25 protein-coding genes are annotated in these 24,665 nt (G+C 63.6%); 10 read left to right on the top strand and 15 right to left on the bottom strand.

Annotated features, from left to right (window positions below; genetic code table 11):
- Positions 1–49: 49 nt before the first annotated feature.
- On the bottom strand, positions 50–1,678 hold the full coding sequence (locus RA25_RS01925) for an AMP-binding protein (RefSeq protein WP_039169725.1): 1,629 nt from the start codon (positions 1,676–1,678) through the stop codon (positions 50–52).
- Positions 1,679–1,754: 76 nt separating this feature from the next.
- Between RA25_RS01925 and RA25_RS01930 the strand changes: the two genes are divergently transcribed.
- The 3 genes from RA25_RS01930 (at position 1,755) to RA25_RS01940 (ending at position 4,344) form a co-directional block, all read left to right on the top strand.
- Positions 1,755–2,678, top strand: coding sequence for a DMT family transporter (locus RA25_RS01930; protein ID WP_019295788.1), 924 nt, complete (start codon positions 1,755–1,757; stop codon positions 2,676–2,678).
- Positions 2,679–2,823: 145 nt separating this feature from the next.
- Entirely contained in the window at positions 2,824–3,489 is a 666-nt protein-coding gene (locus RA25_RS01935) for a sulfotransferase family 2 domain-containing protein (RefSeq protein ID WP_039169728.1), read from the top strand.
- A 180-nt stretch (positions 3,490–3,669) separates the two neighbouring features.
- Entirely contained in the window at positions 3,670–4,344 is a 675-nt protein-coding gene (locus RA25_RS01940; protein ID WP_039169731.1) for a Hint domain-containing protein, read from the top strand.
- An 85-nt stretch (positions 4,345–4,429) separates the two neighbouring features.
- On the opposite strand, the gene RA25_RS01945 is transcribed toward RA25_RS01940, so the two are convergent.
- The 9 genes from RA25_RS01945 to RA25_RS01985 form a co-directional block, all read right to left on the bottom strand.
- Entirely contained in the window at positions 4,430–6,784 is a 2,355-nt protein-coding gene (locus RA25_RS01945; protein WP_039169734.1) for a 3-hydroxyacyl-CoA dehydrogenase NAD-binding domain-containing protein, read from the bottom strand.
- Positions 6,781–7,266, bottom strand: coding sequence for a cupin domain-containing protein (locus tag RA25_RS01950; protein WP_039169738.1), 486 nt, complete (start codon positions 7,264–7,266; stop codon positions 6,781–6,783). Before RA25_RS01950 ends, RA25_RS01945 begins: the two co-directional genes overlap by 4 nt.
- Positions 7,266–8,477 (bottom strand): acetyl-CoA C-acetyltransferase, encoded by a 1,212-nt coding sequence (locus RA25_RS01955; RefSeq protein WP_039152000.1) that lies wholly within the window; start codon positions 8,475–8,477, stop codon positions 7,266–7,268. Before RA25_RS01955 ends, RA25_RS01950 begins: the two co-directional genes overlap by 1 nt.
- A gap of 10 nt (positions 8,478–8,487) precedes the next feature.
- Complete coding sequence (locus tag RA25_RS01960; RefSeq protein ID WP_019295794.1) at positions 8,488–9,120, bottom strand: glutathione S-transferase family protein; 633 nt, start codon at positions 9,118–9,120, stop codon at positions 8,488–8,490.
- Between the two features lie 277 nt (positions 9,121–9,397).
- Positions 9,398–10,546, bottom strand: coding sequence for an acyl-CoA dehydrogenase family protein (locus RA25_RS01965; RefSeq protein WP_039169740.1), 1,149 nt, complete (start codon positions 10,544–10,546; stop codon positions 9,398–9,400).
- A gap of 23 nt (positions 10,547–10,569) precedes the next feature.
- Positions 10,570–10,782 (bottom strand): hypothetical protein, encoded by a 213-nt coding sequence (locus RA25_RS01970; protein WP_019295796.1) that lies wholly within the window; start codon positions 10,780–10,782, stop codon positions 10,570–10,572.
- 73 nt (positions 10,783–10,855) lie between these two features.
- Positions 10,856–12,637, bottom strand: a complete 1,782-nt coding sequence (locus RA25_RS01975) for an acyl-CoA dehydrogenase C-terminal domain-containing protein (protein ID WP_039169743.1) — start codon at positions 12,635–12,637, stop codon at positions 10,856–10,858.
- 73 nt (positions 12,638–12,710) lie between these two features.
- A complete protein-coding gene (locus RA25_RS01980) occupies positions 12,711–13,112 on the bottom strand; it encodes a MerR family transcriptional regulator (protein WP_039170295.1) in 402 nt (133 codons plus the stop codon).
- A gap of 285 nt (positions 13,113–13,397) precedes the next feature.
- A complete protein-coding gene (locus RA25_RS01985; protein WP_039169745.1) occupies positions 13,398–13,766 on the bottom strand; it encodes a MerR family transcriptional regulator in 369 nt (122 codons plus the stop codon).
- Positions 13,767–13,889: 123 nt separating this feature from the next.
- On the opposite strand from RA25_RS01985, the gene RA25_RS01990 reads away from it, so the two are divergent.
- From RA25_RS01990 to RA25_RS02000, 3 genes are read left to right on the top strand one after another with little or no spacing between them, the layout of a single operon-like run.
- Entirely contained in the window at positions 13,890–14,312 is a 423-nt protein-coding gene (locus tag RA25_RS01990) for a PaaI family thioesterase (protein ID WP_019295800.1), read from the top strand.
- The gene (locus tag RA25_RS01995; protein ID WP_039169747.1) at positions 14,309–14,827 is read left to right on the top strand and encodes a PaaI family thioesterase; all 519 of its coding nucleotides are present in this window, start codon (positions 14,309–14,311) and stop codon (positions 14,825–14,827) included. The genes RA25_RS01990 and RA25_RS01995 overlap by 4 nt, the downstream gene beginning before the upstream one ends.
- A 4-nt stretch (positions 14,828–14,831) precedes the next feature.
- A complete protein-coding gene (locus RA25_RS02000) occupies positions 14,832–16,151 on the top strand; it encodes an MATE family efflux transporter (protein ID WP_039169750.1) in 1,320 nt (439 codons plus the stop codon).
- A gap of 124 nt (positions 16,152–16,275) precedes the next feature.
- Here RA25_RS02000 and arsC read toward each other — a convergent pair whose 3' ends face one another.
- Genes arsC through RA25_RS02015 form a run of 3 tightly spaced genes read right to left on the bottom strand, consistent with a single transcriptional unit; the run spans position 16,276 to position 18,007 of the window.
- Positions 16,276–16,617, bottom strand: a complete 342-nt coding sequence (gene arsC / locus RA25_RS02005; RefSeq protein WP_039152050.1) for an arsenate reductase (glutaredoxin) — start codon at positions 16,615–16,617, stop codon at positions 16,276–16,278.
- On the bottom strand, positions 16,614–17,672 hold the full coding sequence (locus tag RA25_RS02010; protein ID WP_039169752.1) for a quinone-dependent dihydroorotate dehydrogenase: 1,059 nt from the start codon (positions 17,670–17,672) through the stop codon (positions 16,614–16,616). Before RA25_RS02010 ends, arsC begins: the two co-directional genes overlap by 4 nt.
- The gene (locus tag RA25_RS02015; protein WP_039169755.1) at positions 17,669–18,007 is read right to left on the bottom strand and encodes a DUF952 domain-containing protein; all 339 of its coding nucleotides are present in this window, start codon (positions 18,005–18,007) and stop codon (positions 17,669–17,671) included. The genes RA25_RS02010 and RA25_RS02015 overlap by 4 nt, the downstream gene beginning before the upstream one ends.
- Before the next feature lie 161 nt (positions 18,008–18,168).
- Between RA25_RS02015 and RA25_RS02020 the strand changes: the two genes are divergently transcribed.
- Both RA25_RS02020 and RA25_RS02025 read left to right on the top strand, forming a co-directional pair.
- Positions 18,169–19,749, top strand: a complete 1,581-nt coding sequence (locus RA25_RS02020) for a bifunctional metallophosphatase/5'-nucleotidase (protein ID WP_039169756.1) — start codon at positions 18,169–18,171, stop codon at positions 19,747–19,749.
- Positions 19,750–19,911: 162 nt separating this feature from the next.
- Positions 19,912–20,220, top strand: a complete 309-nt coding sequence (locus RA25_RS02025; protein ID WP_039169759.1) for a DnaJ family domain-containing protein — start codon at positions 19,912–19,914, stop codon at positions 20,218–20,220.
- A 6-nt stretch (positions 20,221–20,226) separates the two neighbouring features.
- On the opposite strand, the gene RA25_RS02030 is transcribed toward RA25_RS02025, so the two are convergent.
- Positions 20,227–21,975, bottom strand: a complete 1,749-nt coding sequence (locus RA25_RS02030) for a tetratricopeptide repeat-containing sulfotransferase family protein (protein WP_039169761.1) — start codon at positions 21,973–21,975, stop codon at positions 20,227–20,229.
- A gap of 90 nt (positions 21,976–22,065) precedes the next feature.
- On the opposite strand from RA25_RS02030, the gene RA25_RS02035 reads away from it, so the two are divergent.
- Positions 22,066–22,755 carry an SOS response-associated peptidase gene (locus RA25_RS02035; RefSeq protein ID WP_039169763.1) on the top strand — a complete coding sequence of 230 codons (690 nt, stop codon included), beginning with the start codon at positions 22,066–22,068 and terminating at the stop codon, positions 22,753–22,755.
- 3 nt (positions 22,756–22,758) lie between these two features.
- On the opposite strand, the gene RA25_RS02040 is transcribed toward RA25_RS02035, so the two are convergent.
- The gene (locus RA25_RS02040; RefSeq protein WP_019295810.1) at positions 22,759–23,250 is read right to left on the bottom strand and encodes a MarR family winged helix-turn-helix transcriptional regulator; all 492 of its coding nucleotides are present in this window, start codon (positions 23,248–23,250) and stop codon (positions 22,759–22,761) included.
- Positions 23,251–23,412: 162 nt separating this feature from the next.
- On the opposite strand from RA25_RS02040, the gene mnmH reads away from it, so the two are divergent.
- Positions 23,413–24,465, top strand: coding sequence for a tRNA 2-selenouridine(34) synthase MnmH (mnmH, locus tag RA25_RS02045; protein WP_039169764.1), 1,053 nt, complete (start codon positions 23,413–23,415; stop codon positions 24,463–24,465).
- Positions 24,466–24,665 lie beyond the last annotated feature (200 nt).

Here is a 24,665-nt window from a genome sequence, read left to right on the forward strand (position 1 = left end):
GGGCGGCAATTTGCTTTGCCGCCCCTTAGTGCCGTTTCGCTGTGAAAAATCACAGGGACTTGGCGATTTTTCTCAGCTCGAACTTCTGGATCTTGCCGGTGGAGGTCTTGGGCAACTCCTGGAACACCACTTTCTTGGGCGCCTTAAAGCCTGCGAGCGTCTCGCGAGTGAAGGCGATCAGCGCCGCGGCGTCTTCCTTGGCACCGGCTTTCAGCTCGACAAAGGCGCAGGGCACTTCGCCCCATTTCTCATCCGGCATTGCGGCAACGGCGGCCAGCAGCACATCCGGGTGCGCCATCAGCACGCCCTCCACTTCGACTGAGGAGATGTTCTCGCCGCCGGAAATGATGATGTCCTTGGCCCGGTCAGCGATCTGGATGTAGCCGTCGGGGTGCTGGACGGCGAGGTCGCCGGAGTTGAAGTAACCGTTCTTGAAGGCCTCCGCCGTGGCTTCGGGGTTCTTCAGATACCCTTTCATCACCACATTGCCGCGCAGGGCAATCTCGCCTTGGGCCTGGCCGTCCATCGGCAGCACGTTGTGCTCGCTGTCGCGCACCACCACCGGCTCCAGCATCGGCATCGCGACGCCCTGGCGCGATTTCTTGGCGGCGATGCCCGCCTTGTCCAGCGCGTCCCAGTCCTCTGCCTTCCAATAGCATTCGGTGACATGGCCGAAGGTCTCGGTCAGCCCGTAGACATGGGTGATGTTGAAGCCGAGGTTTTCGATCTTCGACAAGGTCGCAGGGGCAGGCGGGGCGCCGGCGGTGAAGACCTCGACCGTGTGGTCAAAGGTGCGGCGCTCCTCGTCCAGCGCGTTGACGATCATGTTCAGTACGATCGGGGCGCCGCCGAAATGGGTGACGCCCTCGTAGTGGATGGCGTTGTAGATGTTCTGCGCGCTGATATCGCGGCAGCAGACCAGGGTGCCGCCAACCAGCGGCATCATCCAGGTGTGGTTCCAGCCGTTGCAGTGGAACAGCGGCACGATGGTCAGATAAACCGGGTGCAGCACCATCCGCCAGGACACCACCGTGCCCATGGTCATCAGATAGGCGCCGCGATGGTGATAGACCACGCCCTTGGGGCGTCCGGTGGTGCCGGAAGTATAGTTCAGCGCCAGGCTTTCCCACTCATCCTCGGGCATGATCCACTGGAAGTCCGGGTCGCCGCTGGCCAGCAGCGCCTCGTATTCCATGTGACGGCCGGTGGCGTGCCAGCTCGCCTGATCGTCGGCCACCTCGATCAGGACCGGGGCGGGGCCTTCCATCTCTTCGACGGCGGCCTCTGCCAGCTCAATGAACTGCGGATCAACCAGCACCGCCTTGGCCTCGCCATGCTCAAAGATATAGGCAACAGTGCCCACATCCAGACGGGTGTTGATGGTGTTCAGCACCGCGCCGCAGGCGGGCACGCCGAAATGCGCCTCTGCCTGGGCGGGGATGTTCGGCAGCAAGGTCGCCACCACATCGCCGGGCTTCACCCCCAGCTTGACCAGGCCGGAGGCCAGACGGGTGCAGCGCTCATGGTATTCCGCATAACTCTTGCGGTGCTTGCCATAGCTGACCGCCAAACGGTCCGGAAACACCTGCGCCGCCCGCTGCAGATGGCTGAGCGGCGACAGCGGCACATAATTCGCGGCGGTCTTCTCCAGACCGGTTTCATCCGCCATCCACCCCATCAGTTTCCTCCCCTGAATCACTTTGGTGTCGCTTAGAGGACAGATATTGCGGAAAGTTGCGGGCAATGGGAAGGGTATGAAACAAACAGCCGCACTCTCCGCCCCGGGCACCAGCCAGACCGCAGCCGCACAGGCCATGCTGGCGGCAATGCTGATTATCGGCATCACCGACAACGCAGTGCCGCTGATGGCGGAGACCATCGGGCTCGGCCAGTTCTACCTGTTGCGCACATTTGTCGCACTGCCGTTCCTGTGGCTGATGGCGCGCGCCGGACTGGGCGGGCTGCGCTGCCGCAACTTCGGCGCTGTACTGCTGCGTGCGGTGCTGGTGGCGGTGTCGATGGTTTTCTACTTCTCCGCCGTGGCGCTGATGCCGATTGCCCAGGCGCTGGCCGGGCTGTTCACCTCGCCGATCCTGATCGTGGTGATTTCCGTCCTGTTCCTGAAGATGCGGATCGGCTGGATCCGTGTCGGCGCGGTGCTCGGCGGTTTTGCGGGTGTCATGATGGTGCTGCAGCCTGACCCCGCGGCCTTTAGCTGGCTGATCCTGGTGCCAGTGGCGGGCGGACTATTTTATGCGCTCGGCTCATTGGCAACCGGGCTTTACTGCCAGGGCGAAAGCACGGTGGCGATGCTGTTCGTCTACTTGCTGGTGCAGGGTGTGCTGGGGGCGATGCTGCTGGCGGGGCTGGAGATCTGGCCGCAGGACGTGCCCGCGGGAGCGGACGGTTTTGTCACCCGCGGCTGGGTCTGGCCGCTGTGGGAGATCCCGCACCTGATCCTGCTGCAGGGCTGCGCAGCAGTGGGTGGCGTGTTCCTGATCACCAAGGCCTACCAGCTGGGTGAGGCCTCTTATGTCGCTGTGTTCGAATACTCGGTGATGATCGTCGGGCCGGGGGTTGCCTGGGCCTATTGGGGGCAGGCGCTGAACCTCTGGCAAATGCTGGGGATCGGTCTGATCATCACGGCCGGCACCACCATCGCGCTGCGTTCGAAGTGAAGGGAAGGGGCGCTGCCCCTCTTTGGCCCCACGGGGCCACTTCACCCCGGAGTATTTGTGCAAAGGTGAATGGGTCTGCGAGGCGCTCCACAGCAGGCGTAAATCCATCGTTTCCTTACCCAGATCAATATCCTAGGGTCGGGGCATGATCCTGTCCCAAGGCCGCCGGTACGTTTTCATCCATATCCCCAAGACCGGCGGCACCGCATTGGCGCTGGCGCTGGAGGCGCGTGCCATGGCCGATGACATGATGCTGGGGGATACGCCAAAGGCCCTGAAGCGCCGCCGCCGCCTGAAGGACGCTGAGGCACGCGGGCGGCTGTGGAAGCATTCCACCCTGGCAGACATCGAAGGGCTGGTTCCTGAGGACACTTTGAAAGGCCTCTTTGCCTTTACCCTGGTGCGCAATCCCTGGGACCGCGCTGTCAGCTATTACCACTGGCTGCGCGAGCAGAGCTTTGCGCACCCGGCCATTGGCCTGGCTCAATCCCTGGAGTTCCGCGACTTTGTGCAGAACCCGGAGGTCATCGCGGCCTTCCGCGGCAGCCCGGCGTCTTCCTACATGCGCCATGCGGACGGGAGCGAGCAGTGCCAGCTCTATATCCGGCTGGAGCATTTTCATAAGGATGCGCAGCCGCTGTTTGATCACCTCGGGTTTTCCCTTGAACTGCCGGTGGTCAACGAAAGCGGCCGCCAGCGCGACTGGCGCCTCTACTACGACGATACCGCGGCTGAGGCGGTGGCCGGCGCCTGCGCGCAGGATATCGCGCAATTTGAATACTCTTTTAACGATTTTCTTCTATCCAGATAGCGTGAAGCGCGCTGAATGCGCCTGGCCGGAGCCTAATCCGGCAAAGGTTTGGCAGATCGGCGCAGAAACGTGAACAATGCCCGGTTTTTGCCTTAGTTCTGTCCCATAAGCGGCAAGGATCAAAGAAAATTATCGGGCTGGCTGTTGGGGGTTCTCCGCAGCCTCAGGAAAGGAAAGCGGATGCTGGACTGGCTTCTGAAACGCACGAGCACCCCGGCTGGCGGGGTCATGAACAGCGGCTTTCCCCTGGTCTCAGTTGACCAGGGCGGTTTCCTGGCGGGCACTCATGTAGCTTCCAATCTGGGCTGGCGCCCGGTGGAGGCGCTGACGCCCGGTGACAAGGTGCTGACTTTTGATCACGGCATGCAAACCGTGGTGGAGCTGCAGCGCGAGGTCATGATCCCGGCAGAGGGCGATCTGGAACCTGCCCGCTGTCCGCTGTTTGTGCCGCGCGATGCGCTGATGAACCGGGTGCCGATGTGGCTGATGCCGGATCAAGGCGTGCTGCTGGAAAGCGAACTGGTGGAAGACGCCCAGGGTGATCCCTTTGCCATCGTTCCGGCCTGCGCCCTGGAAGGCTACCGCGGTATCCGCCGGATGCATCCGGGCGCCCAGTTGGAACTGGTGATGCCGCGATTTGCGGAGGACCAGGTGATCTATCTGGAAGCCGGGATGCTGGGGTATTCCGCGGCGCCGGCAAACCTTATGTGCGGGCGGGTTTTTGCGGAGCAAGGCGCCTACCGCGTGCTGGACCCGGATGAGGCCCGCGGCCTGGTTCTGTCGATGATGGCTGAGGAAGAATACTGGCCCGCAGGCGCCGCTGCCGGCACTTTGCAGCCTGAGGTCAGAATGTAAGATCAGTTTCGGCATTCAACTTGCTGATAAGGCATAAAAAAGGCCAGCGCATGGGCGCTGGCCTTTCCTCGTTTTATGTTTGCCTTCAGGCCGCCGCAGAAGTTTCCGGCGCAAAGCGGGTGTAGAAGCTCTGGCCCTTCTCCGCCATCTCGCGCAGCAGTGCCGGGCAGGCGAAACGCTCGCCGAATTGTTCGGTCAGGCTGTCGCAGCGCTCCGCCGCATAAGGCGTGCCCAGGATGTCCAGCCAGCTGAGCGGGCCGCCGGACCACGGCGCAAAGCCCCAGGCCAGGATGGCGCCGACGTCGCCCTCGCGGATATCCATCAGCACGCCTTCCTCCAGCGCCCGCACCGCCTCAAGAACCTGTGCGAACATCAGACGTTCCTGCACCTCGATCAGGTCGGGCTGTTCGGATGCCAGCGGGTACTTCTCCTGCAGGCCGGTCCAGTATCCGGCGCGCTTGCCTTTGTCGTCATACTCGAAGAAGCCCGCGTTCGACTTCCGGCCCAGACGGCCCAGTTCTTCCATCCAGAAGATCAGGTCATCCGCCGGGCTTTCCGGGTAGGCATCACCCATCGCCGCCTTGGTGGCACGGGCAATCTTGGCGCCGAGATCAATCGAGGTCTCATCGGTCAACTGCACCGGACCCACCGGGAAGCCCAGCTGGCGCGCAGCGTTGTCGATCAGCACCGGGCTGACGCCCTCGGTGATCATCCGCAGGCCCTCGTTGATATAGGGCAGGATGCAGCGGTTGGCGTAGAAGAAGCGCGCGTCGTTGACCACAATCGGCGTTTTGCGGATCTGGCGCACATAATCCAGCGCCTTGGCCACCGCGCGGTCGCCGGTCTCCTTGCCCTTGATGATCTCCACCAGGAACATCTTCTCGACCGGCGAGAAGAAATGGATGCCGATGAACTGGTCCGGCCGGCTCGATGCTTTGGCCAGCTCGGTGATCGGCAGGGTGGAGGTGTTGGAGGCAAAGATGCAGTCCTCGGGAATGATCGCCTCGACCTTTTGGGTCATCTCGGCCTTGACACCCGGGTCTTCGAACACGGCCTCAATGATCAGGTCGCAGCCCTTCAGTGCGTCCAGATCCGGGGTGGCGGTGATCTGCGCCAGCAGCGCTTCTTTCTTCTCCTCGGTCGCCTTGCCGCGCTTGATGCCCTTGTCCATGTAGGCGGCGGAATAGGCCTTGCCCTTATCGGCGGCGTCCTGGTCACGGTCGAGCAGCACAACCTCCATGCCGGCCTGAGCCGACACCAGCGCGATGCCCGCGCCCATCATGCCCGCACCCAGCACGCCGATTTTCTTGACCGACTGGTCCGGCACGTCCTTGGGCCGCACGGCGCCTTTTTCCAGCGCCTGCTTGTTCAGGAACAGGCTGCGGATCATCGCGGAGGACGACGGGTTCATCAGCACATTGGTGAACCAGCGCGCCTCGATCTTCAGCGCGGTGTCGAAATCGACCAGCGCGCCCTCATAGATCGACGACAGCAGTGCCTTGGCCGCCGGGAAGGCGCCCTGGGTCTTACCGTGCACCATCGCCGAGGCACCGACAAAGGTCATGAAGCCCGCGGGGTGATACGGTGCGCCGCCCGGCATCTTGTAGCCCTTGGCGTCCCAGGGTTTCACGATGGTTTCGCTGCCTTTGCGAATAATCTTAGGTGCAGGAGCGCCAGCCGGTGTGGAGCGGTTTAGATGCTCCCGGTGAGTTTCAACGTCTTCGCCAGCGGCTTTAGCCAGATCAACAACTGGATCATAGTATTCCAGAACTTCGTTCGGGATGGCGCCAGAGGTGGCCAAAACCCACTCTTTTGCGCGAGCAATCAGATGATCTGGGTCGACGACTTCGTCAATCAAGCTCACCGCCTTGGCCTTTTTCGGGTCCATCATCTTGCCTTCCAGCAGGACCGGAGCGGCGGCCATTGCGCCCACCATGCGGGAATACCGGGTGGTGCCGCCGCCGCCGGGGAAGATGCCGATCATGATCTCCGGCAGGCCGATCTTGGCCTTGGGATTGGAGGTCATCACCCGGTGATGGCAGGCCAGCGCAATCTCGGTGCCGATGCCGGCGCAGGTGCCGTTGATGGCACAGGCCACCGGCTTGCCGCCCTTCTTGGTCTTGGGATCCATGCCCGCTAACTCCAGCTTGCGCAGGATGCGGTGGCCGCCCATGGTGAAGTCAAAGAGGCCTTGGGCCGGGTTCTCCCCCGACTCCTCACGGATGGTCGCCAGAACATTGAGGTCCATGCCGCCGGCAAAGTCTTTCTTGCCGCTGGTGATCACGATGCCCTTGACGGCGTCGTCCTCCAGCGCCCGGTCCACGTATTCCTCCACCAGGCCAAAGGCCTCGCGGGTGAGGACGTTCATGGACTTTCCTTCGGCATCCCAGGTGATGATTGCGACGCCGTCTGCGTCCACGTCGTATTTGAAATCGCTCATGTGTCTTCTCCGGTCTGGTCAGCCGTCAGCGGGCTGCCGTCCTTGCGGGTAAAGGTGAACTCGCCGCTTGCGAATTTCACCATCATGTCCAAATCGCTGTAATAGCCGGTCTCAGTTGCGGTGCGGGTGCCCACCACCAGAAAGGCGGCAGGCTTGTCCGAACGGTTCACCAGATGGTGGCCGTTCTCCTCGCCCGCCGGAAAGGCGGCGCAGTCGCCGGGCATCATCTCATGCGCGCCCTGATCGTCGATCAGGGTGCAGATGCCCTCTGTCACCATCACGAACTCGTCCTGCTCCATATGGTAATGGCGCAGGGAGGAGGCCGCGCCAGGCTCCAGCCGTACGATGTTGACACCGAACTGGCTGAGCCCGCCGGGATCGCCCAGCGGCTGCACGCTGCGGCCCGCACAGGCTTCGGCCAGCTTGCCGGGGTAGCCCGATCCGGTCCGCCAGGGCAGTTGGGATAGGTCCAGCTTCGGCATCAGACGCGCTCGATGATGGTTGCGGCGCCCATGCCCGATGCAATGCACAGGGTGGCGAGGCCGCATTCTTTGTCCTGCCGCTCCAGCTCATCCAGCAGGGTGCCGATGATGATCGCGCCGGTGGCGCCCAGCGGGTGGCCCATGGCGATGGAGCCGCCGTTGACGTTCACCAGCTCCGGGTCGACGTCAAACGCCTGCTGGAAGCGCATTACGACAGAGGCAAAGGCCTCGTTCACCTCGAACAGGTCCAGGTCGCCGATTTTCATGCCGTTGTCGGCCAGAATCTTTTCGGTCACCGGCACCGGGCCGGTCAGCATGATGGTCGGATCGGTGCCGATCTTGGCGGTGGCCTTGATGCGCGCGCGCGGCTTCAGGCCATGGCGTTCACCAAACTCCTTGTTGCCGATCAGCAGCGCCGCAGCGCCATCCACGATGCCAGAGGAGTTGCCCGCGTGGTGGATGTGGTTGATCCGTTCCAGATGCGGGTATTTCAGCATTGCGACTTTATCAAAGCCCGGCATCTGCTCGCCCATCATCTGGAACGCCGGGTTCAGCGACCCCAGCGCCTGCATGTCTGTTCCGGGGCGCATGTATTCGTCATGGGCGAGGATCGGCAGGCCGTTCTGGTCGGTGACAGTAATCACCGACTTCTCGAACCGCTTCTCTTCCCAGGCCTTGGCGGCCCGGCGCTGGGATTCCATCGCCAGCGCATCGGCCTGATCGCGGGTAAAGCCGTATTCGGTCGCGATGATATCGGCCGAGATGCCCTGCGGCACGAAATAGGTCTCCATCGCGAGGCTCGGGTCCACCGCAATCGCCGCACCGTCGCTGCCCATGGCCACCCGGCCCATCATCTCGACGCCGCCTGCGATATAGGCATCGCCCGCGCCGCCCTTCACCTGGTTGGCCGCCAGGTTCACCGCTTCCATGCCGGAGGCGCAGAAGCGGTTGATGGCGAGACCCGGGATGCGCTCATCCAGGTCAGAGGCGAGAACAGCGGAGCGCGCCAGGCAGCCGCCTTGTTCCATCACCTGGGTGACGTTGCCCCAGATCACATCCTCGACCGCGTGTCCCTCCAGGTTGTTGCGCTCCTTGATCGCGTTCAGCGTCAGGGCAGAGAGGCGGACCGAGGTCACCTCATGCAGGGAGCCGTCCTTGCGTCCCTTGCCGCGCGGGGTGCGCAGCGCGTCATAGATATATGCGTCTGTCATTGTGCTCTCCTCAGGCCCGGTCCGACGGGTTGCCGGGCATCAAATCATAGGGGTGTTTCCAGCCGGGCAGGGCGCTGATGCGGTCCAGCCAGGCGTCGATATGCGGCCATTCGGCCCGGTCAAAGCCGAAGGGTTCGGGGTAGTAGAGGTAGCTGCAGCAGCTGATGTCGGCATTGGTGAGGCTGTCGCCAACAATCCACTCGCGGCCCTCCAGATGGTGTTCCAGCGTGGCATAGGCGGCCTTCAGGCGGCCTTGCATGAAGTTGATCACTTCTTGCGAGCGGTGCTGTTCCGGCAGGAAGTTGATCAGAAACCGGGTCATGCCGGCCTGGCTGGACATCTTGTGATTGTCCCACAGCACCCAGCGCAGCACTTCGTATTTGTCCTCAGGGCGGCCGCCAAACTTGCCGGTCTTGTCGGTGATGTACTGCTGGATCGCGCCCGACTGGCTGAGCGTTACATCCCCGTCTACCAGAACCGGAGCTTCGGCCATGGCAGAGAATTCCCGGAACTCCGGCGTGCGGGCCGCCCCGCCGAAGAAGTCGACAAAGACCGGTTCCCAGTCCAGCCCGGCCAGCTCCAGCGCCAGCGCGGCTTTGTAGGAGTTGCCGCTTTCGCCAAAGCAATGCAGTTTGATTGTCATTTGTTGCTCCCTGTTTCGGATGGCGGAGCGGGGGTTTCACACCCCCGCACCCCCGTGGAGTATTTTTGGAAAGATGATGGGGCATTAACCCGCCTCATCGCTCCGTTTGTTACCTTGGGCTTGCGGTACAGGCTGGAGAGCCGATGGCCGTGAAAGGTGAAGACGTCCCTGCCCAATTGGCGAAAGCTAGGGGCAGGGACACTGCTTTGGCTTCATCTTTCCCCAAATACTCAAAATCCATCACCAGCCTCCCGCGATCCCGCCGCGGCCCCTGCGGCTACAGCGACCGCGCAATCAGCTCCTTCATGATCTCGTTGGTGCCGCCGTAGATCCGCTGCACCCGCGCATCTGCCCACATTTCGCCCACGGCGTATTCCTGCATGTAGCCGTAGCCGCCATGCAGCTGCAGGCATTCGTCCAGCACCTCGCCTTGGGTGTCGGTGATCCAATACTTGGCCATTGCGGCCTTCTCGACGGTCAGCTTGCCCTGCAGATGCTCACTGATGCATTCATCCAGGAAAGCGCGCGCGACCTTGGTCTTGGTCAGGCATTCGGCCAGCTTGAAGCGGGTGTTCTGAAACTGTGTCAGCGGCCCGCCAAAGGCTTCGCGCTCCTTGCAGTAGGCCGCCGTGCGTTCCACCGCGCCTTCCATCGCGCCGACCGCGCCGCAGGCGATGATCAGCCGCTCCTGCGGCAGCTGCTGCATCATCTGATAGAACCCCTGGCCCTCGACGCCGCCCAGGATGTTCTCCGGCGGGATTTCCACATCGCTGAAGAACAGTTCCGACGTGTCCGCCGCATGGCAGCCGATCTTGTCGAGGTTGCGGCCGCGGCTGAAGCCCTCGGCGCCATCCGTTTCAACCGCCACCAGCGACACGCCCTTGGCGCCTTGGGACGGGTCGGTTTTGGCCGCCACCAGGATCAGGTTGGCGTGCTGGCCGTTGGTGATGAAAGTCTTTTGCCCCGACAGCCGGTAGGCATTGCCGTCCTTCACTGCCTTGGTTTTGATCGCCTGCACGTCCGACCCGGTGGAGGGCTCTGTCATCGCTAGCGCGCCAACCAGCTCGCCGGTCACCATCTTCGGCAGCCAGCGCGCTTTCTGCTCCTCGGTGCCATAGGCCAGGATGTAGTGGCCGACGATGCCGGAATGGATGCCATGGCCCCAGCTGGCCAGGTTGGCGCGGCTGCCTTCCATCAGGATCACTGCCTCATGGCCGAAATCACCACCGGCGCCGCCGTATTCCTCGGGGATCGAGGGCAGGAGAAGACCCAATTCACCGGCCTGGGTCCAGGTCTCCCGGTCCATCAGGCCCTGCTTGCGCCAGGTCTCGAACTTGGGGGCCCATTCATTGCTGATGAACTGGGCCGTCATCTCCCCAAGCATCTGGTGCTCATCCGTCATCCATGCGGAATGCGTCTCGGTCATCTCTCTCCCTTTGCTGCGCTTTTCTAGCGCTTTCGCGCCTCCAGCTCGGCGTTGAACAGCCGCAGCCGGTGGCTCAGGTTCTCGTAGTCTGTCACGCTGTCGAAATTCTCGAACAGGAATGACAGCGCTTCGCCTTCATCCAGCCCCGCCTCCTGGGCGAACTTCTTCAGCCTGCGGTAGCCGTCCTCGGTCATCGCGATCGGCAGGCGGCGGGTCAGGCGGAAACGTTTTGGCATCTTGCGGTCCTTTGCGTGTCAAAGCACCGGCCGGGGCAGAACCGGGCGCCCCGCAAGGGGACGCCCGCAGGCATCAGAAGGCGTCCGCGTCCAGCGCCATCACCGTGTCGGCGCCGCTTTCGATGCGGGCCAGGTGCAGCTTGGTCGCGGGCAGCCGCCGTGCCATGTAATACCGGCCGGTTGCGAGTTTCGTCTCATAGAACGCCGCGTCTTGCGTCCCGGCGTCAAGCGCTTCCTGCGCCGCCTTGCCCATCCGCGCCCACATCAGGCCCAGGCAGACCTGGCCGAACAAATGCATGAAGTCATAAGACCCCGCCAGCGCGTGGTTCGGGTTCTTCATGCCGCTTTGCATGAAGAACATGCCAGCCGCCTGCAGATCCTTGGAGGCAGCCTGCAGCGGCTTGATGAAATCTTTGGTAAAAGCCTCTGAAATCTCTTTGTTTTCCTGGCAGAAGGTCTTGACCATATCAAAGAAGGCGAGGACGTATTTGCCGCCGTGCTGACCCAGCTTGCGGCCCACCAGGTCCAGCGCCTGAACGCCGTTGGCGCCCTCGTAGATCATCGCGATACGGGCGTCGCGGGTGTATTGCGACATGCCCCATTCCTCGATGTAGCCATGGCCGCCATAAACCTGCTGCGCCTGCACCGTCATGTCATAGCCCTGATCGGTCAGGAAACCCTTGATCACCGGCGTCATCAAAGAGATCAGCCCGTCCGCGTCCTTGTCGCCTGCGCGGTGGGCCTGGTCGATCAGGGTGGCGCCCCACAGAAGGAACGCGCGGGCGCCCTCGGCAAAGCTTTTTTGGTCCATCAGCGAGCGCCGGATATCCGGATGCACGATCAGCGGATCCGCCGGGCCGTCCGGGTTCTTGGTGCCGGTCACATCGCGGCCCTGCAGCCGGTCCTTGGCGTATTCCAGCGCGTTCTGATAGGCGGCCTCGGCCTGCGCCAGGCCCTGCATGCCGACACCCAGGCGGGCCTCGTTCATCATGGTGAACATGGCGCGCATGCCCTTGTGCTCTTCGCCCAGCAGCCAGCCGGTCGCGCCGTCATAGTTCATCACACAGGTGGAGTTGCCGTGGATGCCCATCTTCTCCTCGATCTTGCCGACCGAGACACCGTTGCGCTCACCCAGGCTGCCGTCTTCGTTCACCAGGAACTTGGGCACGATGAACAGGCTGACGCCTTTGATGCCCTCGGGGCCGCCGGGGATCTTGGCCAGCACCAGATGCACGATGTTCTCTGCCATGTCGTGATCGCCGGAGGAGATGAAGATCTTCTGCCCGGAAATCTTGAAGCTGCCGTCAGACTGCGGTTCCGCCTTGGTGCGCATCAGGCCCAGATCGGTGCCGCAATGCGGTTCGGTCAGGTTCATGGTGCCGGTCCACTGGCAGCTGATCATATTGGGCAGATAGGCCGCCTTCTGCTCCTCAGTGCCATGCGCCAGAATGGCGGAGGCCGCGCCATGGGTCAGGCCCTGGTACATGGTGAAGGCCTGGTTGGCGGCGGAGAAGAACTCGCCTACCGCGGTGCCCATCACATAGGGCATGTTCTGGCCGCCGAATTCTTCCGGCATGTCGAGCCCGGTCCAGCCGCCTTCCTTCATCTGCTCGAAGGCTTCCAGGAATCCCTTGGGGGTGTAGACCACGCCGTTTTCCAGGCGGCAGCCCTCCTGGTCGCCCACCGTGTTCAGCGGGTGCAGCACTTCGCTGGCGATCTTGCCTGCCTCTTCCAGCACGGCGCCGGTGAAATCCGGTTCCAGCTCATTGTATCCGGGGATGTCCTGGCCGGAGACCTTCAACACGTCGTGCAGGATGAACTGGGCGTCTTTGGCGGGGGCTCGATAGGAAGGCATTGCGGTCCTCTTCAGGGTCTTGGTGATCGTGGTCAGTGCCGGGCAGGCCGGCGGGAAAGGGCGGTGCGGCTGCTTATTGGGCAGCCTCCTGCTTGGCCTTCATCGAAGCGATCATCTTCTCGCCCCAGGCCAGCTGGTCCTTCAGGTCCTCGATTGCCTCGGTCAGCTCCTCGCGCTGGCGCTCCATATCGGCGAGCCGGTCACGCGCGACCTCATAGGTCTTGGTGAGCTGGGTCACCTGCTGGTCGCCGACATGGTACAGCTCCAGCAGCTGGCGGATTTCCTCCAGGCTGAACCCGAACCGCTTGCCGCGCAGGATCAGCTTCAGCCGGGCGCGGTCGCGTTTGGTGAACAGCCGCTTCTGGCCGTCGCGGATCGGGAACAGCAGTTCCTTGGCTTCGTAGAACCGGAGCGTGCGGGGCGTCACGTCAAAGGCCTCGCACATCTCGCGGATGGTCATGGTTTCTTCGGTCATCATCGTCACTCTTACGGCTTGGTGCAGGCCCAAGCTGTGCGCAGTTCGGATTTCGATCAAGACTGACTTTACGTTTACGTAAGTTGTACGTTGCGTCACTTTGCGGGGCGTTACTGGTTCGCAAAACGAACATAAAGTGACGTAACGTTACGGGCTGACTGGCTGTCTGCAGGCGGGTTTCGCCAATGCACCTGGCCAGAAACCTGGCGAATCCGGCAGCGGAATCTGCAAAAGAAAAACCCCGCCAAAAGGACGGGGTTCAATTACCGGAAAGATGTGCTGGGCTTATTTCAGCAGCGCCCGCGTGCTTTCGCGCAGCTCGCTCAGCTCTTCGATGGCCTCATTGATCTGCTCACGCTGGTTTTCCAGCTCCACCAGTTGCCGGTCGGCCATTTCCATGAACGCATGGTTCTGGGCGTCGTTGCCCTCTTTCTCATAGATCAGCAGCCACTGGCGGATCTCTTCCAGCTGAAAGCCGAACTTGCGCCCGCGCAGGATCAGTTTCATCCGGGCGCGCTCCCGCGCTCCGTAGAACCGCGACCGGCCTTCGCGGTCCGGCTGCAGCAATTCGATGTATTCATAGTAGCGCAGCGTCCGCGGCGTGACCTCGAACTCTGCGCACATTTCCTTGAATGACAATCTTTTGTCGGTCATCCGTCGTCTCCCTTGCCGGGAACCTATGCACTTGCAGCGAACAGTGCAACCTCCGCGGCGGCACACTTGCGCTTTTGCCGGGGCAGGGCCAAAGATGAGGGAGAGAATCCAAAGGACACTCCCATGGCCGACAAGACCGACCTCGCGCGCCAGTTCATCGAAGCGATTCCGCACGCCAAGCAATTGGGAATGAAGCTGACAGAGATCGGCGACGGCACCGCCGAGATCCGCATGGCCTATGACGAAAAGCTGATCGGCGATCCCGCCACCGGCGTCATTCACGGCGGCGCGGTCTCAGCCCTGATGGACACATGCTGCGGCGCAGCGGTGATGAGCCACCCGTCCGCCCCGGGCGGCACCGCCACCATCGACTTGCGCATTGATTACATGCGCCCCGCCACACCGGGGCAGGCCATTACCACCCGCGCCACCTGCCACCACATCACCCGCACCGTCGCCTTTGTCCGCGCCGTGGCAATGGACGAGGACACGGACCGCCCCGTCGCCACCGCCTCAGGCGCCTTTACCGTGGAGAAGAAGTTTTGAGCCGCCCCCGTCCCGAACCGATCCAGGTGGTCAAGCAGCGCCGCGATGCAGCCCTGTCGGCGCTGGTCGACTCGGTGCCCTACATCCGCTTCCTGAACGTGACCTTCGAGCGCCGCGGTGATGAGCTGACTGCGGTGCTGAATTTCGATGACAAGCTGATCGGCAACCCCTTCCTGCCGGCGATCCACGGCGGGGTGACGGCGGCCTTCCTGGAAATCACCGCGATGATCACGCTCAACTGGTCGCACCTTTGGCAGCGCATCGAAAGCGGTGATCTGGACCCGGCGGAAATGGCCAAGGGCTACCTGCCGCGGCAGCCCAAGACCATCGACTTCACCGTCGACTACCTGCGTTCCGGCTTGCCGCGCGATGCCTATGCCCGCGCCCGGGTGAACCGTTCCGGCCGCCGCTATGCCTCGGTGCATGTGGAGGCCTGGCAGGATCACAAGGACAAGCTGTTTGCCCAGGCCACCGGCCATTTCCTGATGCCGCAGGACCAGAACGGCGAAGGCTGACCGGATGACCAGCGCGGACACGGAGATCACCCATAAACGGGTGCTCAGCATCGCATTGCCGATTGTGCTGTCGAACGCCACGGTTCCCATTCTGGGCGCCGTCGATACCGGCGTGGTCGGCCAGATGGGCGAGGCTGCACCGATTGGCGCGGTGGGCATCGGTGCGGTCATCCTGGCGACGATCTACTGGATCTTCGGCTTCCTGCGCATGGGCACCACAGGTCTCGCAGCGCAGGCGCGCGGGGCCGGGGACTGGGGGGAAACCGGCGCGCTTCTGATGCGCGGGCTGCTCCTGGCCTTTGCTGCCGGAGCCGTCTTTATCATCGCGCAAAGCGCCGTTTTCTGGGGCGCCTTCGCACTGGCACCCGCCAGTGCCGAGGTCGAAAGCCTGGCCCGTGACTACCTGCAGATCCGCATCTGGGGCGCACCGGCCACCATCGCGCTTTATGCCGTCACCGGCTGGCTGATCGCGGTGGAGCGCACCCGCGGCGTATTCCTGCTGCAGGTCTGGATGAACGGGCTGAACATCGCCTTGGACCTGTGGTTCGTGCTTGGCCTCGGCTGGGGGGTGGAGGGCGTCGCCATCGCCACGCTGATCGCCGAATGGAGCGGTCTGGCGCTGGGGCTCTACCTCTGCCGCGATGCCTTTGCGGGCGATCAGTGGCGCGATTGGGCGCGGGTGTTCGACCCGGCGCGACTGAAACGGATGATGCAGGTGAACGGCGACATCATGGTGCGATCGGTGCTGCTCACTGGGTCCTTCACCACCTTCCTGTTCATCGGCTCCGGCATCGGCGACGTGAACCTCGCCGCCAATCAGATCCTGCTGCAATTTGTCGAGATCACCGCCTTTGCACTGGACGGCTTTGCCTTCTCCGCTGAGGCGCTGGTGGGCGGCGCGGTCGGCGCCAAGGCGCGGGCCCGCGTGCGCCGCGCGTCGGTGATCACCTCGCAATGGGGCGTGGGCGGTGCAGTGCTGCTGGGCATCGCCTTTGCTGTTGGCGGGCCATGGCTCATTGACCTGATGTCAACGTCGCCGGAGGTGCGCGAAGCAGGCCGTGTATTCCTGGTCTGGGCGGCGGTGCTGCCGGTCTTGAGCGTTGCCAGCTACATGTTCGACGGCATCTATATCGGCGCCACCTGGACCCGCGACATGCGTTGGGCGATGCTGCAATCGGTGGCCATCTATGTGGCGGCACTGCTGCTGCTGGTGCCGGCCTTTGGCAACCATGGCCTTTGGGCTGCGCTGATCGTCCTGAACCTCGCCCGCGGCGTCACGCTGGGCCTGCGCTACCCGCGGCTGGAGGCGCAGGTGGGCGTCTAAGCAAGCCGGCATTCTGCGAGATTTCCGGCCAATTTTCCGGCGCGGAAAACTGGCGCTCCGCCGCTAATGGAGCGCTAAAAAAATCCTCGCAGGATTTTTGGCCGTTTCCCGCGCCGGGAAACGGTCAGAGCAGGGTTTCGATCGCCTCGGTCGGGCGGCCGATCACCGCCTTGCCGTCCTTGATGGCAATCGGGCGCTCGATCAGGATCGGATGCGCGGCCATTGCCGCCAGCAGTTCCTCCTCGGCGCTGTCCTTGGAAAGGCCCAGTTCCTTGAAGACCTTCTCGCCGGTCCGCATCATCTCCACCGCGGAGACGCCAAGAGCGGTCTGCACCGCCTTCAGTTCCTCAACCGAGGGTGCATCCTCCAAGTACGCGCGTGTTTGCACCTCTGCACCGCGCTCCTCGATCAGCGCAAGGCCCGCGCGGGATTTGGAGCATTTCGGGTAATGCCAATAGGTGATCACAGCCAATCCTTCCGTTTGGTTCCAACCGCTTGCGCGACGTTTTCGAACCCGTCGCGGGCCAGCAATTCATCCAGGCCGCGGGCAATGTCCCCGGCCAGCGACAGCCCGCCATAGACCATTGCTGTGTAGAATTGCACCGCAGAGGCCCCGGCGCAGATCTTGGCATAGGCCTGTTCCGCCGTGCTGATGCCGCCGACGCCGACCAGCGGCACCTTGCCATCCAAAAGCTCCGACAATTGTGCCAGAACCCGGGTGGACTTTTCAAACAGCGGCGCGCCGGACAGACCGCCGGCTTCGCCTTTGTGGGCGCTTTGCAGACCGTCGCGCGACAGGGTGGTGTTGGTGGCAATCACCGCGTCGATGCCACTTTCCAGAGCGACGGCGGCAATATCCTCGATACCCGCACGGTCCAGATCCGGCGCGATCTTCAGGAACACCGGCACCCGGCGGCTAAGGCCCTCGCGGGTCTCGATCACACCGGCCAGCAGCGCTGACAGCGCCGCCTTGCCCTGCAGGTCGCGCAGTTTTTCGGTATTGGGCGAGGACACGTTGACGGTCGCAAAATCCAGATGCGCGCCGCAGTGGGCCAGCACCTTGGCAAAATCCGCGGCGCGGTCTTCGCTGTCCTTGTTGGCGCCGAGGTTCAGGCCAATGACCGCATCGCGCGGGCGCTGCGCCAGACGCGCTCCGATGGCCGCCATGCCCTCATTGTTGAAGCCGAAGCGGTTGATGGCCGCCTTGTCCTCCGTCAGGCGGAACAATCGCGGCTTGGGATTGCCCGGCTGCGGGCGGGGCGTCGCCGCGCCGACCTCGATAAAGCCGAAGCCGGATTTTGACAGCGGTGCCAGTGCCTCGGCGTTCTTGTCATAGCCAGCCGCCAAACCAACCGGGTTCGGCAGGTCAATCCCGGCCAGCGTGGTCTTGAGCCGGGCAGAGGTGACCGGGCCGGGAGCTGGGGCCAGTCCCATCGTCAGTGCCTTCACCGACAGCCCGTGCGCGGCCTCCGGGTCGATCCGGTGCATCGCGGCAAGGGCCAGCTTCTCTGTCAGCTTCATGCCATTTCCTCCGGGAACTGATGGGTGCCCTCCACCAGCGGAAGCTGCTTGGCCCAGACCACATCCGACATGCGGATATTGCGGTAGAGATGCGGGAACTCGGCGCCGCCGCGGGACACTTCCCACTTCAGGTCCGCGCCCATCGCATCCGCATCGCAGGCCAGCAGGGTCAGCCCCTCGGCGCCGGCAAAATGCTTGGCTGCGGTTTCCGCCGCCTGGGTTGCGGTGGAGAAATGGACATAGCCGTCCGCAACATCGATCGGCGCGCCCGGCGTCTCGCCCGCGGCCTGCAGTGCGGCCCATTCGTCCGCCCGGAAAATCTTGTAAATCAGCATAGCGGCCTGATGCCCTGCGTTTGCAAAGGAATCAAGGGGGATTGGGGGCAAGCCGCCGGTCAAGCTGACGCAAGGGGAGGCAGCACCACGGCTTTTCCCCTTTGACCAGCGCGGGGATTGGGCGCAGGATTCCCAAAAACAGAACAACGGGAGCGCTCCTCATGATTGCACGCATTCTCACATCGGTTGCAGCCCTGGCCCTGACTGCCGGAGCGGCAGCGGCGGAGTACAAGCTGACCATCCTGCATACCAATGATTTCCACTCGCGGTTCGAGCCGATCAACAAATACGACAGCACCTGCGACGCCGAAGATCAGGCTGAGGGCAAATGTTTCGGCGGCACCGCGCGGCTGGTGACGGCCATCGCGGACGCACGGGGACGGGCGGAGAATTCGATCCTGGTGGATGGTGGCGACCAGTTCCAGGGTTCGCTGTTCTACACCTATTACAAGGGCAAGGCCGCGGCGGAGTTCATGACCAAGCTGGGCTATGACGGGATGACCGTCGGCAATCATGAATTCGACGACGGGCCGGAAGTGCTGCGCGGTTTCATGGATGCGGTGGGCTTTCCGGTGCTGATGTCGAATGCGGATGTGTCGGGTGAACCGGCGCTGGCGGATGTGCTGAAGAAATCCACGGTGATCGAGCGCGGCGGCGAGAGGATCGGCCTGATCGGCCTGACGCCGGAGGATACCCATGAGCTGGCAAGCCCCGGCAAGAACGTGCATTTCTCCGATCCCGTGGCGGCGGTGCAGGCAGAGGTGGACAGGCTGACGGCAGAAGGCGTGAACAAGATCGTGGTGCTCAGCCATTCCGGCTATGGTGTGGACCAGCGGGTGGCGGCAGAGACCTCCGGCGTAGATGTAATCGTTGGCGGACACAGCAACACCTACCTGTCCAACACTTCCGAGAAGGCCGCCGGGCCGTATCCGACCGTGGTGAACGGGGTGCAGATCGTGCAGGCCTATGCCTATGGCAAGTTTCTGGGCGAGCTGAACGTGACCTTTGATGATGCGGGCAAGGTGGTCAGTGCCACCGGCGAGCCACTGATCATGGATGCGGCTGTCAGAGAGGATGCGGACACGCTGGACCGGATTGCGGAGCTGGCCGAGCCGTTGGATGAAATCCGCAACAAGGTAGTGGCAGAGGCGGCAGAACCCGTTGAAGGCAGCCGGGATGTCTGCCGGGTGCAGGAGTGCCCGATGGGCAACTTGGTGGCTGATGCGATGCTGGACCGGGTGAAGGATCAGGGCGTGACCATTGCCATTGCCAACTCCGGTGGTATCCGGGCCAGCCTGGATGCGGGGGAGGTCACCATGGGGGAGGTGCTGACCATCCTGCCATTCCAGAACACGCTGTCGACCTTCCAGATCGACGGCGCGACTTTGGTCGCGGCGCTGGAGAACGGCGTCAGCCAGGTGGAGGACGTCAAGGGCCGCTTCCCGCAGGTGGCCGGGCTGAAATTCAGCTGGGACAGCTCCGCCGCGCCGAACGCGGGCCGAGTCACCGAGGTGCTGGTGGCGGAGGGCGACGGTTTTGTGCCGGTTGATCCGGCCAAGACCTATGTGGTGGTCACCAATGACTATGTCCGCAACGGCGGCGACGGCTATGCGATGTTCGAAGGAGACGACAAGAACGCCTATGATTTCGGCCCCGACCTGGCGGATGTGCTAGCGGAGTATCTGGCGGCGCAGGGCCCCTATACGCCCTACACCGACGGGAGGATTTCGCAGGTGAAATAGGCAGCAGTAGATAGGTCCGGACCGGACCCAATGTTTCGCGCGCGAAACATTCGGGCAGGAGGGCTGCCGCATTATCTTTAGGCATCCTTAACCTTCGCCACCCGTTAGTTAACGGGGTGGCGGGGGCTTTCCCGCAGCCGGCGCGCATGGCAGAATGCCGCCATGGACCACCCGCTGATCGACCTCATCAACGCCCGCATCGAAGCCGCCGAGAAGGACGGCGCCTTTGACAACTTGCAAGGCGCCGGCAAGCCGCTGCCGGAATGCGACGACCCGGAGAATGAGCTGGTCAACCGGCTGGTGCGCGAAAGCGGCGGGGTGCCGGAGTTCGTGAGCCTGTCGCGCGAGCTGCAGCGCCTGAGGGCCGAACTGCGCGAGGCCGGCGACCGCAGCCGCCGACAGGAGATCCTGAAAGAGATGTCGATGATGGACGCGCGGATCGAAATCGCGCGCAAGGCCTACACCAAGTAGGCCCTGTTACCCTTTGATTTCAGGCCATATTTTCGGGTCCAGCCCATCGATGAAGGGTGCCAGGACATCGGCGTATTTCTCCCACTTGCCGATTGAGCGAGTGTGCGCTGTCTGGCGGACCTGGGTGTTCGACAGTGTCAGCACCTGGCCCTCGTGGCGTTCCGGGTGGGCCATATCCTCAACCCAGTTCAGCCCGCAAAAGTCCGCCAACTTGCGGCTTTCGCCCTCGATATCGGCCACGAAGTCTTCATAGCGCAGATCATAGATCCGCCCCGGCATCACCTGCCGCCAGTGCTGCATCAGCCGGCCGTAGAGGTTGAAACGGTGCGCCATCGCCTTGAGGTCGTAAGCATAAGTGAGCGAGCTGCCGGAGAAATAGCCGCGCCAGATCGACAGCGCCACATCGCGCGGATCGCGGCAAAGATGAACAAAGCGTGCATCCGGGTAGGCGGTGGCAAGGTGGCCCAGCAGGCGGTAGTTGTCCGGCATCTTGTCGACATAGGCTGCAGTGCCCTCGGGCATTGTGGGCAGGCGGCTGATGTCCTCGGCCACGAAAGTGCGGGCGGCCTCGGGGGTGAAGTCCTGATCCTTGTCCAGATAGGGGTGCAGCAGGAAGGCCGGCACGCCGCGTTCGCCCAGCGGAAAGACATCGGGGTGGAGGCCGATCACGGTTTCGGTGAGCGTGGTGCCGGAGCGCGGCATCCCCACCACATAGATCGGGCGCGGCCCTTCGGGGGCGGTCTCTGCCGGGGCGATCTGGTCCGGGAAGGCCGCCATGATGCGGCTGAACTGACGCTCGCTTTCCTCGTAGTCGTAGGGCGTCTGCGCGGCCATACAGGCGTTGGCCTCGTCATTATGGGCGGCAAAAGCCGCCTTGTCGCCCGCCTGATCGGCGATCCGGGCGAGGGCAAAGCTGACGTTGGCACGGTCAAGCGAGCGGGGCGCGGCGGCTTTCAGCGCCTTTTGCGCGACGGGCAGCAGCTCCGCGTTCTGCTCTCGGCTGCTGATGCGGGCCAGCATTTCCAGCACCTGGGTGTCCTTGGGATCCAGCTCCATCAGCGCCAGGCACTGCTCGCGCGCTGCAGCGCTTTCGCCGTTGGAGATCAGCTGGCTGGCGAGGCGGCGGCGGGCCTCGGCGTTCTGGGGCGCCACGGCGACGGCTTTTTGTGCGGCTTCGGTGGCCTCGTCCTGGCGCATCAGGCGGGCCAGCAGCAGGCTGGCGTTCTGCAGCGCGTCGGCGTCATTGGGGTTCACCTTGAGCGCGGCCTGATAATCCGCCAGCGTGGCCTTTTCATCGCCCAGCGTGTTCCAGGCAGTGGCGCGCAGTCGCAGCATCCGCGGCTGGCGCGGATCGCGGGCCAGCGCGGCGGTGGCGGCTTCAATTGCGGCCTCGGCGTCATTCATCACCAGATGCGCCTGCGCCTGCAAATAAAGCGCGGCCTGATCGCCGGGCTGGTCCTTCAGTACCCGCTCCAGCAGTTTCATCGCCGGTTCACCCTGCTGCATGAACAGCAGCGTCTGCGCCAGGTTCTTGCGGGCGTCGTGAAAGCCTGGGGCCAGCGCCAGCGCCTTCTTGAAATAGGGGACAGCGTCGCGGTGCTTGCCCAGGCCGGACAGGGAGATGCCCGCGATATTGGGGAAATCCGGGTGGCTCTTGTGCCGCTTCATGCCGCCCTTGGACTGTTTCAGCGCCTGTTTGAACTTACCCTGGTTGAGAAAGCCCAAGGCGGACTGGAGATCGTTCTGAAGAGTCATGAGGCCTATCTATCATCCTGTCAGGGCGGCTGAAAATCCTGTGCCGCGGAAGGTTTTGCAAACGCGCCGCGGGCCGGGTTAGAAATCAGCATGTGCGGACGATTTGCCATAACCCTGCCCACGGATGCAATGGCGCAGCTGTTTGCGGCGCAGCCGGCAAATGATTTGCCCACGGTGCCCAATTACAACGTCTGCCCGACCAACCCGGTGAATGTGGTGCAGGCAGGGGAGGCAGGACGGCAGCTGGTTGCGATGCGCTGGGGCTTTCTGCCGCATTGGTACAAAAGCGAGACTGCCGGGCCGCTGCTGATCAACGCCCGGGCGGAGACGATTGCGGAAAAGCCGGCCTTTGCCGCCGCTGCCAGGGAGCGGCGCTGCCTGATCCCGGCCACCGGGTTTTATGAATGGACCAAGTCGGAGGAGGGCGCCCGGCTGCCCTGGTACATCCGCCGCAACGACGGCGCGCCGATTGCCTTTGCTGCCGTTTGGCAGAGCTGGGGGGCTGACGATCCGGTCAAGACCTGCGCGATTGTCACCACGGCCGCTAACGAAGGGCTTTCACCTATCCACCACCGGATGCCGCTGATCCTGGAGGCCGGCGACTGGGGCAAATGGCTGGGGGAGGAGGGCCATGGCGCCGCCCGGCTGATGCAGCCGGGAGCGGAGGGCGTGCTGGACTTCCACCGGGTTGATCCGGCGGTGAACTCCAACCGTGCCGAGGGGCCGGAGCTGATCGAACCCTTCGGGGAGGAGGATATCCCGCGCGGGCAGCTGATCTGAGCGCTACTCGGCAGCGTGGCGGGCGGGCAGGTCGCGCTGCGGCGCGCGGCTGAGGTCATTGCCTGCAAGGGTCGCCTTTTGCAGCAGCGCCACGAAGGTGTCCTGTTCCGCCTCGGTGAGGCCGGTCAGGATGCCGGGCTGCGAGGCCCGCACGATGGGCAGGATGTGCTCCAGAAGCGCGGTTCCGTCTCGGGTCAGGCTGACCTCTCGGGCGCGGCGGTCGGCCCGGGAAACGCGGCGTTCCACCAGTCCCTTGTCCGCCAGCCGGTCCACCACCTTGCCCAGGGTGGCGCGGTCATAGGCGATAAGCCCGGCAACCGAAGCCTGGTCGATGCCGGGATGGCGGTGGATGGCGGCCATTGCGGCAAACTGCACTGGTGTGAGGTCAATGCCTTCACCCGCCATGCGGTCCATGAACTGGGCCACGGAAATCTGGTGCAGCCGCCGGATCAGGTGGCCGGGCAGGGTGTGGATGTCCAACGGGTCAGTGGTCATGGCCTTTTGGTCCTTGGCGGTCTGGTTCGCGGCAATCCGCGCGGGTGTGATCTGTTCGCGAGACTTGCCATAGCGCCCTGTGCGCAATGCGCGCAAGACTTATCGCCGCGGCAGCAGCAATTGCGGCTTTTCCTTGCGCATGGGGCGCGGTAGGCATGGGCCATGGCGCTGAAATTCACCTCATTGCAAGAGTTCTATGCCCACGGGTTCGACACCGTGATCGACGTGCGCAGCCCGGCGGAATTTGCCGAGGATCACGTGCCGGGCGCAATCAGCCTGCCGGTGCTGAACAATGAGGAACGGGCTGAGGTCGGCACGATTTACGTGCAGGACAGCCCCTTCAAGGCGCGCAAGCTGGGCGCGGCGCTGGTGTTCCGCAATGCCGCCAATCACATCGAGCAAAGCCTGAGCCACCACGAGGGCGGCTGGAAGCCGCTGGTCTACTGCTGGCGCGGCGGCCAGCGGTCCGGGTCCTTTACCTGGATGCTGCAGCAGATCGGCTGGCGCGCCGAGGTGGTGGAGGGCGGCTATCAGAGCTACCGGCGGCTGGTGAATGCGGCGCTCTATCAATCCGCACTGCCGCACCGGCTGGTGGCGCTGGACGGCTATACCGGGTCTGCCAAGACCGAGGTTCTGAAGCGCGCCGGAGATCTGGGGGTGCAGGTGCTGGACCTGGAGGGGCTGGCCAATCACCGGGGTTCCTTGCTGGGGGATATGCCAACGCCGCAGCCCTCCCAGAAGGGGTTTGAGTCCGCTTTGGCGGGTGCGCTGATGAGGCTGGACCCGGCCCGCCCGGTGCTGGTGGAGGCGGAATCGAGCAAGATTGGCCAGCGGATCATCCCGCCTGCGGTCTGGGACGCGATGAAGCAGGCGCCGAGGATTGAGCTGCAAGTGCCGGTGGCCGCACGCTGCCGCTACTTGGTGCAGGCTTACGATGACATCCTGTCAGATGCGGAGCGGCTGCGCGAGAAGCTGGGCCCGCTGCGCGCCCACCGGTCCGGCGCTGTTGTCGACGGCTGGTTTGCCAGCATCGAGGCGGGTGACAAGTCTGGCCTGACCGAAGCGCTGATGGTGGAGCATTACGACCCCGCCTACCGCAAGTCCCGCACGGCCATTGGCGCAGAGGTCGCTGCTACGGTCGGGGCCGAAGCGCTGGATGAGGCGGGACTGGAAGCGGCTGCAGCGCAGGTGGCAGCGGTTATGTCCGGTCTCTGACCGGAGCTCTCCCGCCCGTCGCCGGGACATCTGCGATGCCCCGCGCCCGTTTGGCGTGGCGCTGCGCCGCGGCGCAGCGGGACTGGGTATTTTCGACCAGAAAGAAGCAGCAGTTGTTGGGCTTCTTTCTGGTCTGAAATACCCCGGGGTGAATTGGCCCCCTAGGGCCAAGAGGGGCTGGCCCCTTGTCAGTATCAGCG

The sequence above is a fragment of the Leisingera sp. ANG-S5 genome (genome assembly GCF_000813925.1).
In the GTDB taxonomy this organism is placed as follows: Bacteria; Pseudomonadota; Alphaproteobacteria; order Rhodobacterales; family Rhodobacteraceae; genus Leisingera.

What these genes read in the sequence shown, in the direction of transcription:
- RA25_RS02025 (WP_039169759.1), top strand. Translation starts at nt 19,912, where the DNA reads ATGGACCACCCGCTGATCGACCTCATCAACGCCCGCATCGAAGCCGCC.
- RA25_RS01970 (WP_019295796.1), bottom strand. Translation starts at nt 10,782, where the DNA reads ATGCCAAAACGTTTCCGCCTGACCCGCCGCCTGCCGATCGCGATGACC.
- RA25_RS01925 (WP_039169725.1), bottom strand. Translation starts at nt 1,678, where the DNA reads ATGGGGTGGATGGCGGATGAAACCGGTCTGGAGAAGACCGCCGCGAAT.
- RA25_RS01985 (WP_039169745.1), bottom strand. Translation starts at nt 13,766, where the DNA reads ATGACCGACAAAAGATTGTCATTCAAGGAAATGTGCGCAGAGTTCGAG.
- RA25_RS01935 (WP_039169728.1), top strand. Translation starts at nt 2,824, where the DNA reads ATGATCCTGTCCCAAGGCCGCCGGTACGTTTTCATCCATATCCCCAAG.
- RA25_RS01940 (WP_039169731.1), top strand. Translation starts at nt 3,670, where the DNA reads ATGCTGGACTGGCTTCTGAAACGCACGAGCACCCCGGCTGGCGGGGTC.
- RA25_RS01960 (WP_019295794.1), bottom strand. Translation starts at nt 9,120, where the DNA reads ATGACAATCAAACTGCATTGCTTTGGCGAAAGCGGCAACTCCTACAAA.
- RA25_RS01965 (WP_039169740.1), bottom strand. Translation starts at nt 10,546, where the DNA reads ATGACCGAGACGCATTCCGCATGGATGACGGATGAGCACCAGATGCTT.
- RA25_RS02020 (WP_039169756.1), top strand. Translation starts at nt 18,169, where the DNA reads ATGATTGCACGCATTCTCACATCGGTTGCAGCCCTGGCCCTGACTGCC.
- RA25_RS02030 (WP_039169761.1), bottom strand. Translation starts at nt 21,975, where the DNA reads ATGACTCTTCAGAACGATCTCCAGTCCGCCTTGGGCTTTCTCAACCAG.
- RA25_RS01955 (WP_039152000.1), bottom strand. Translation starts at nt 8,477, where the DNA reads ATGACAGACGCATATATCTATGACGCGCTGCGCACCCCGCGCGGCAAG.
- RA25_RS01930 (WP_019295788.1), top strand. Translation starts at nt 1,755, where the DNA reads ATGAAACAAACAGCCGCACTCTCCGCCCCGGGCACCAGCCAGACCGCA.
- RA25_RS02015 (WP_039169755.1), bottom strand. Translation starts at nt 18,007, where the DNA reads ATGCTGATTTACAAGATTTTCCGGGCGGACGAATGGGCCGCACTGCAG.
- mnmH (WP_039169764.1), top strand. Translation starts at nt 23,413, where the DNA reads ATGGCGCTGAAATTCACCTCATTGCAAGAGTTCTATGCCCACGGGTTC.
- RA25_RS02040 (WP_019295810.1), bottom strand. Translation starts at nt 23,250, where the DNA reads ATGACCACTGACCCGTTGGACATCCACACCCTGCCCGGCCACCTGATC.
- RA25_RS01945 (WP_039169734.1), bottom strand. Translation starts at nt 6,784, where the DNA reads ATGAGCGATTTCAAATACGACGTGGACGCAGACGGCGTCGCAATCATC.
- RA25_RS02035 (WP_039169763.1), top strand. Translation starts at nt 22,066, where the DNA reads ATGTGCGGACGATTTGCCATAACCCTGCCCACGGATGCAATGGCGCAG.
- RA25_RS01975 (WP_039169743.1), bottom strand. Translation starts at nt 12,637, where the DNA reads ATGCCTTCCTATCGAGCCCCCGCCAAAGACGCCCAGTTCATCCTGCAC.
- RA25_RS01990 (WP_019295800.1), top strand. Translation starts at nt 13,890, where the DNA reads ATGGCCGACAAGACCGACCTCGCGCGCCAGTTCATCGAAGCGATTCCG.
- RA25_RS01980 (WP_039170295.1), bottom strand. Translation starts at nt 13,112, where the DNA reads ATGACCGAAGAAACCATGACCATCCGCGAGATGTGCGAGGCCTTTGAC.
- RA25_RS01950 (WP_039169738.1), bottom strand. Translation starts at nt 7,266, where the DNA reads ATGCCGAAGCTGGACCTATCCCAACTGCCCTGGCGGACCGGATCGGGC.
- RA25_RS02000 (WP_039169750.1), top strand. Translation starts at nt 14,832, where the DNA reads ATGACCAGCGCGGACACGGAGATCACCCATAAACGGGTGCTCAGCATC.
- RA25_RS02010 (WP_039169752.1), bottom strand. Translation starts at nt 17,672, where the DNA reads ATGAAGCTGACAGAGAAGCTGGCCCTTGCCGCGATGCACCGGATCGAC.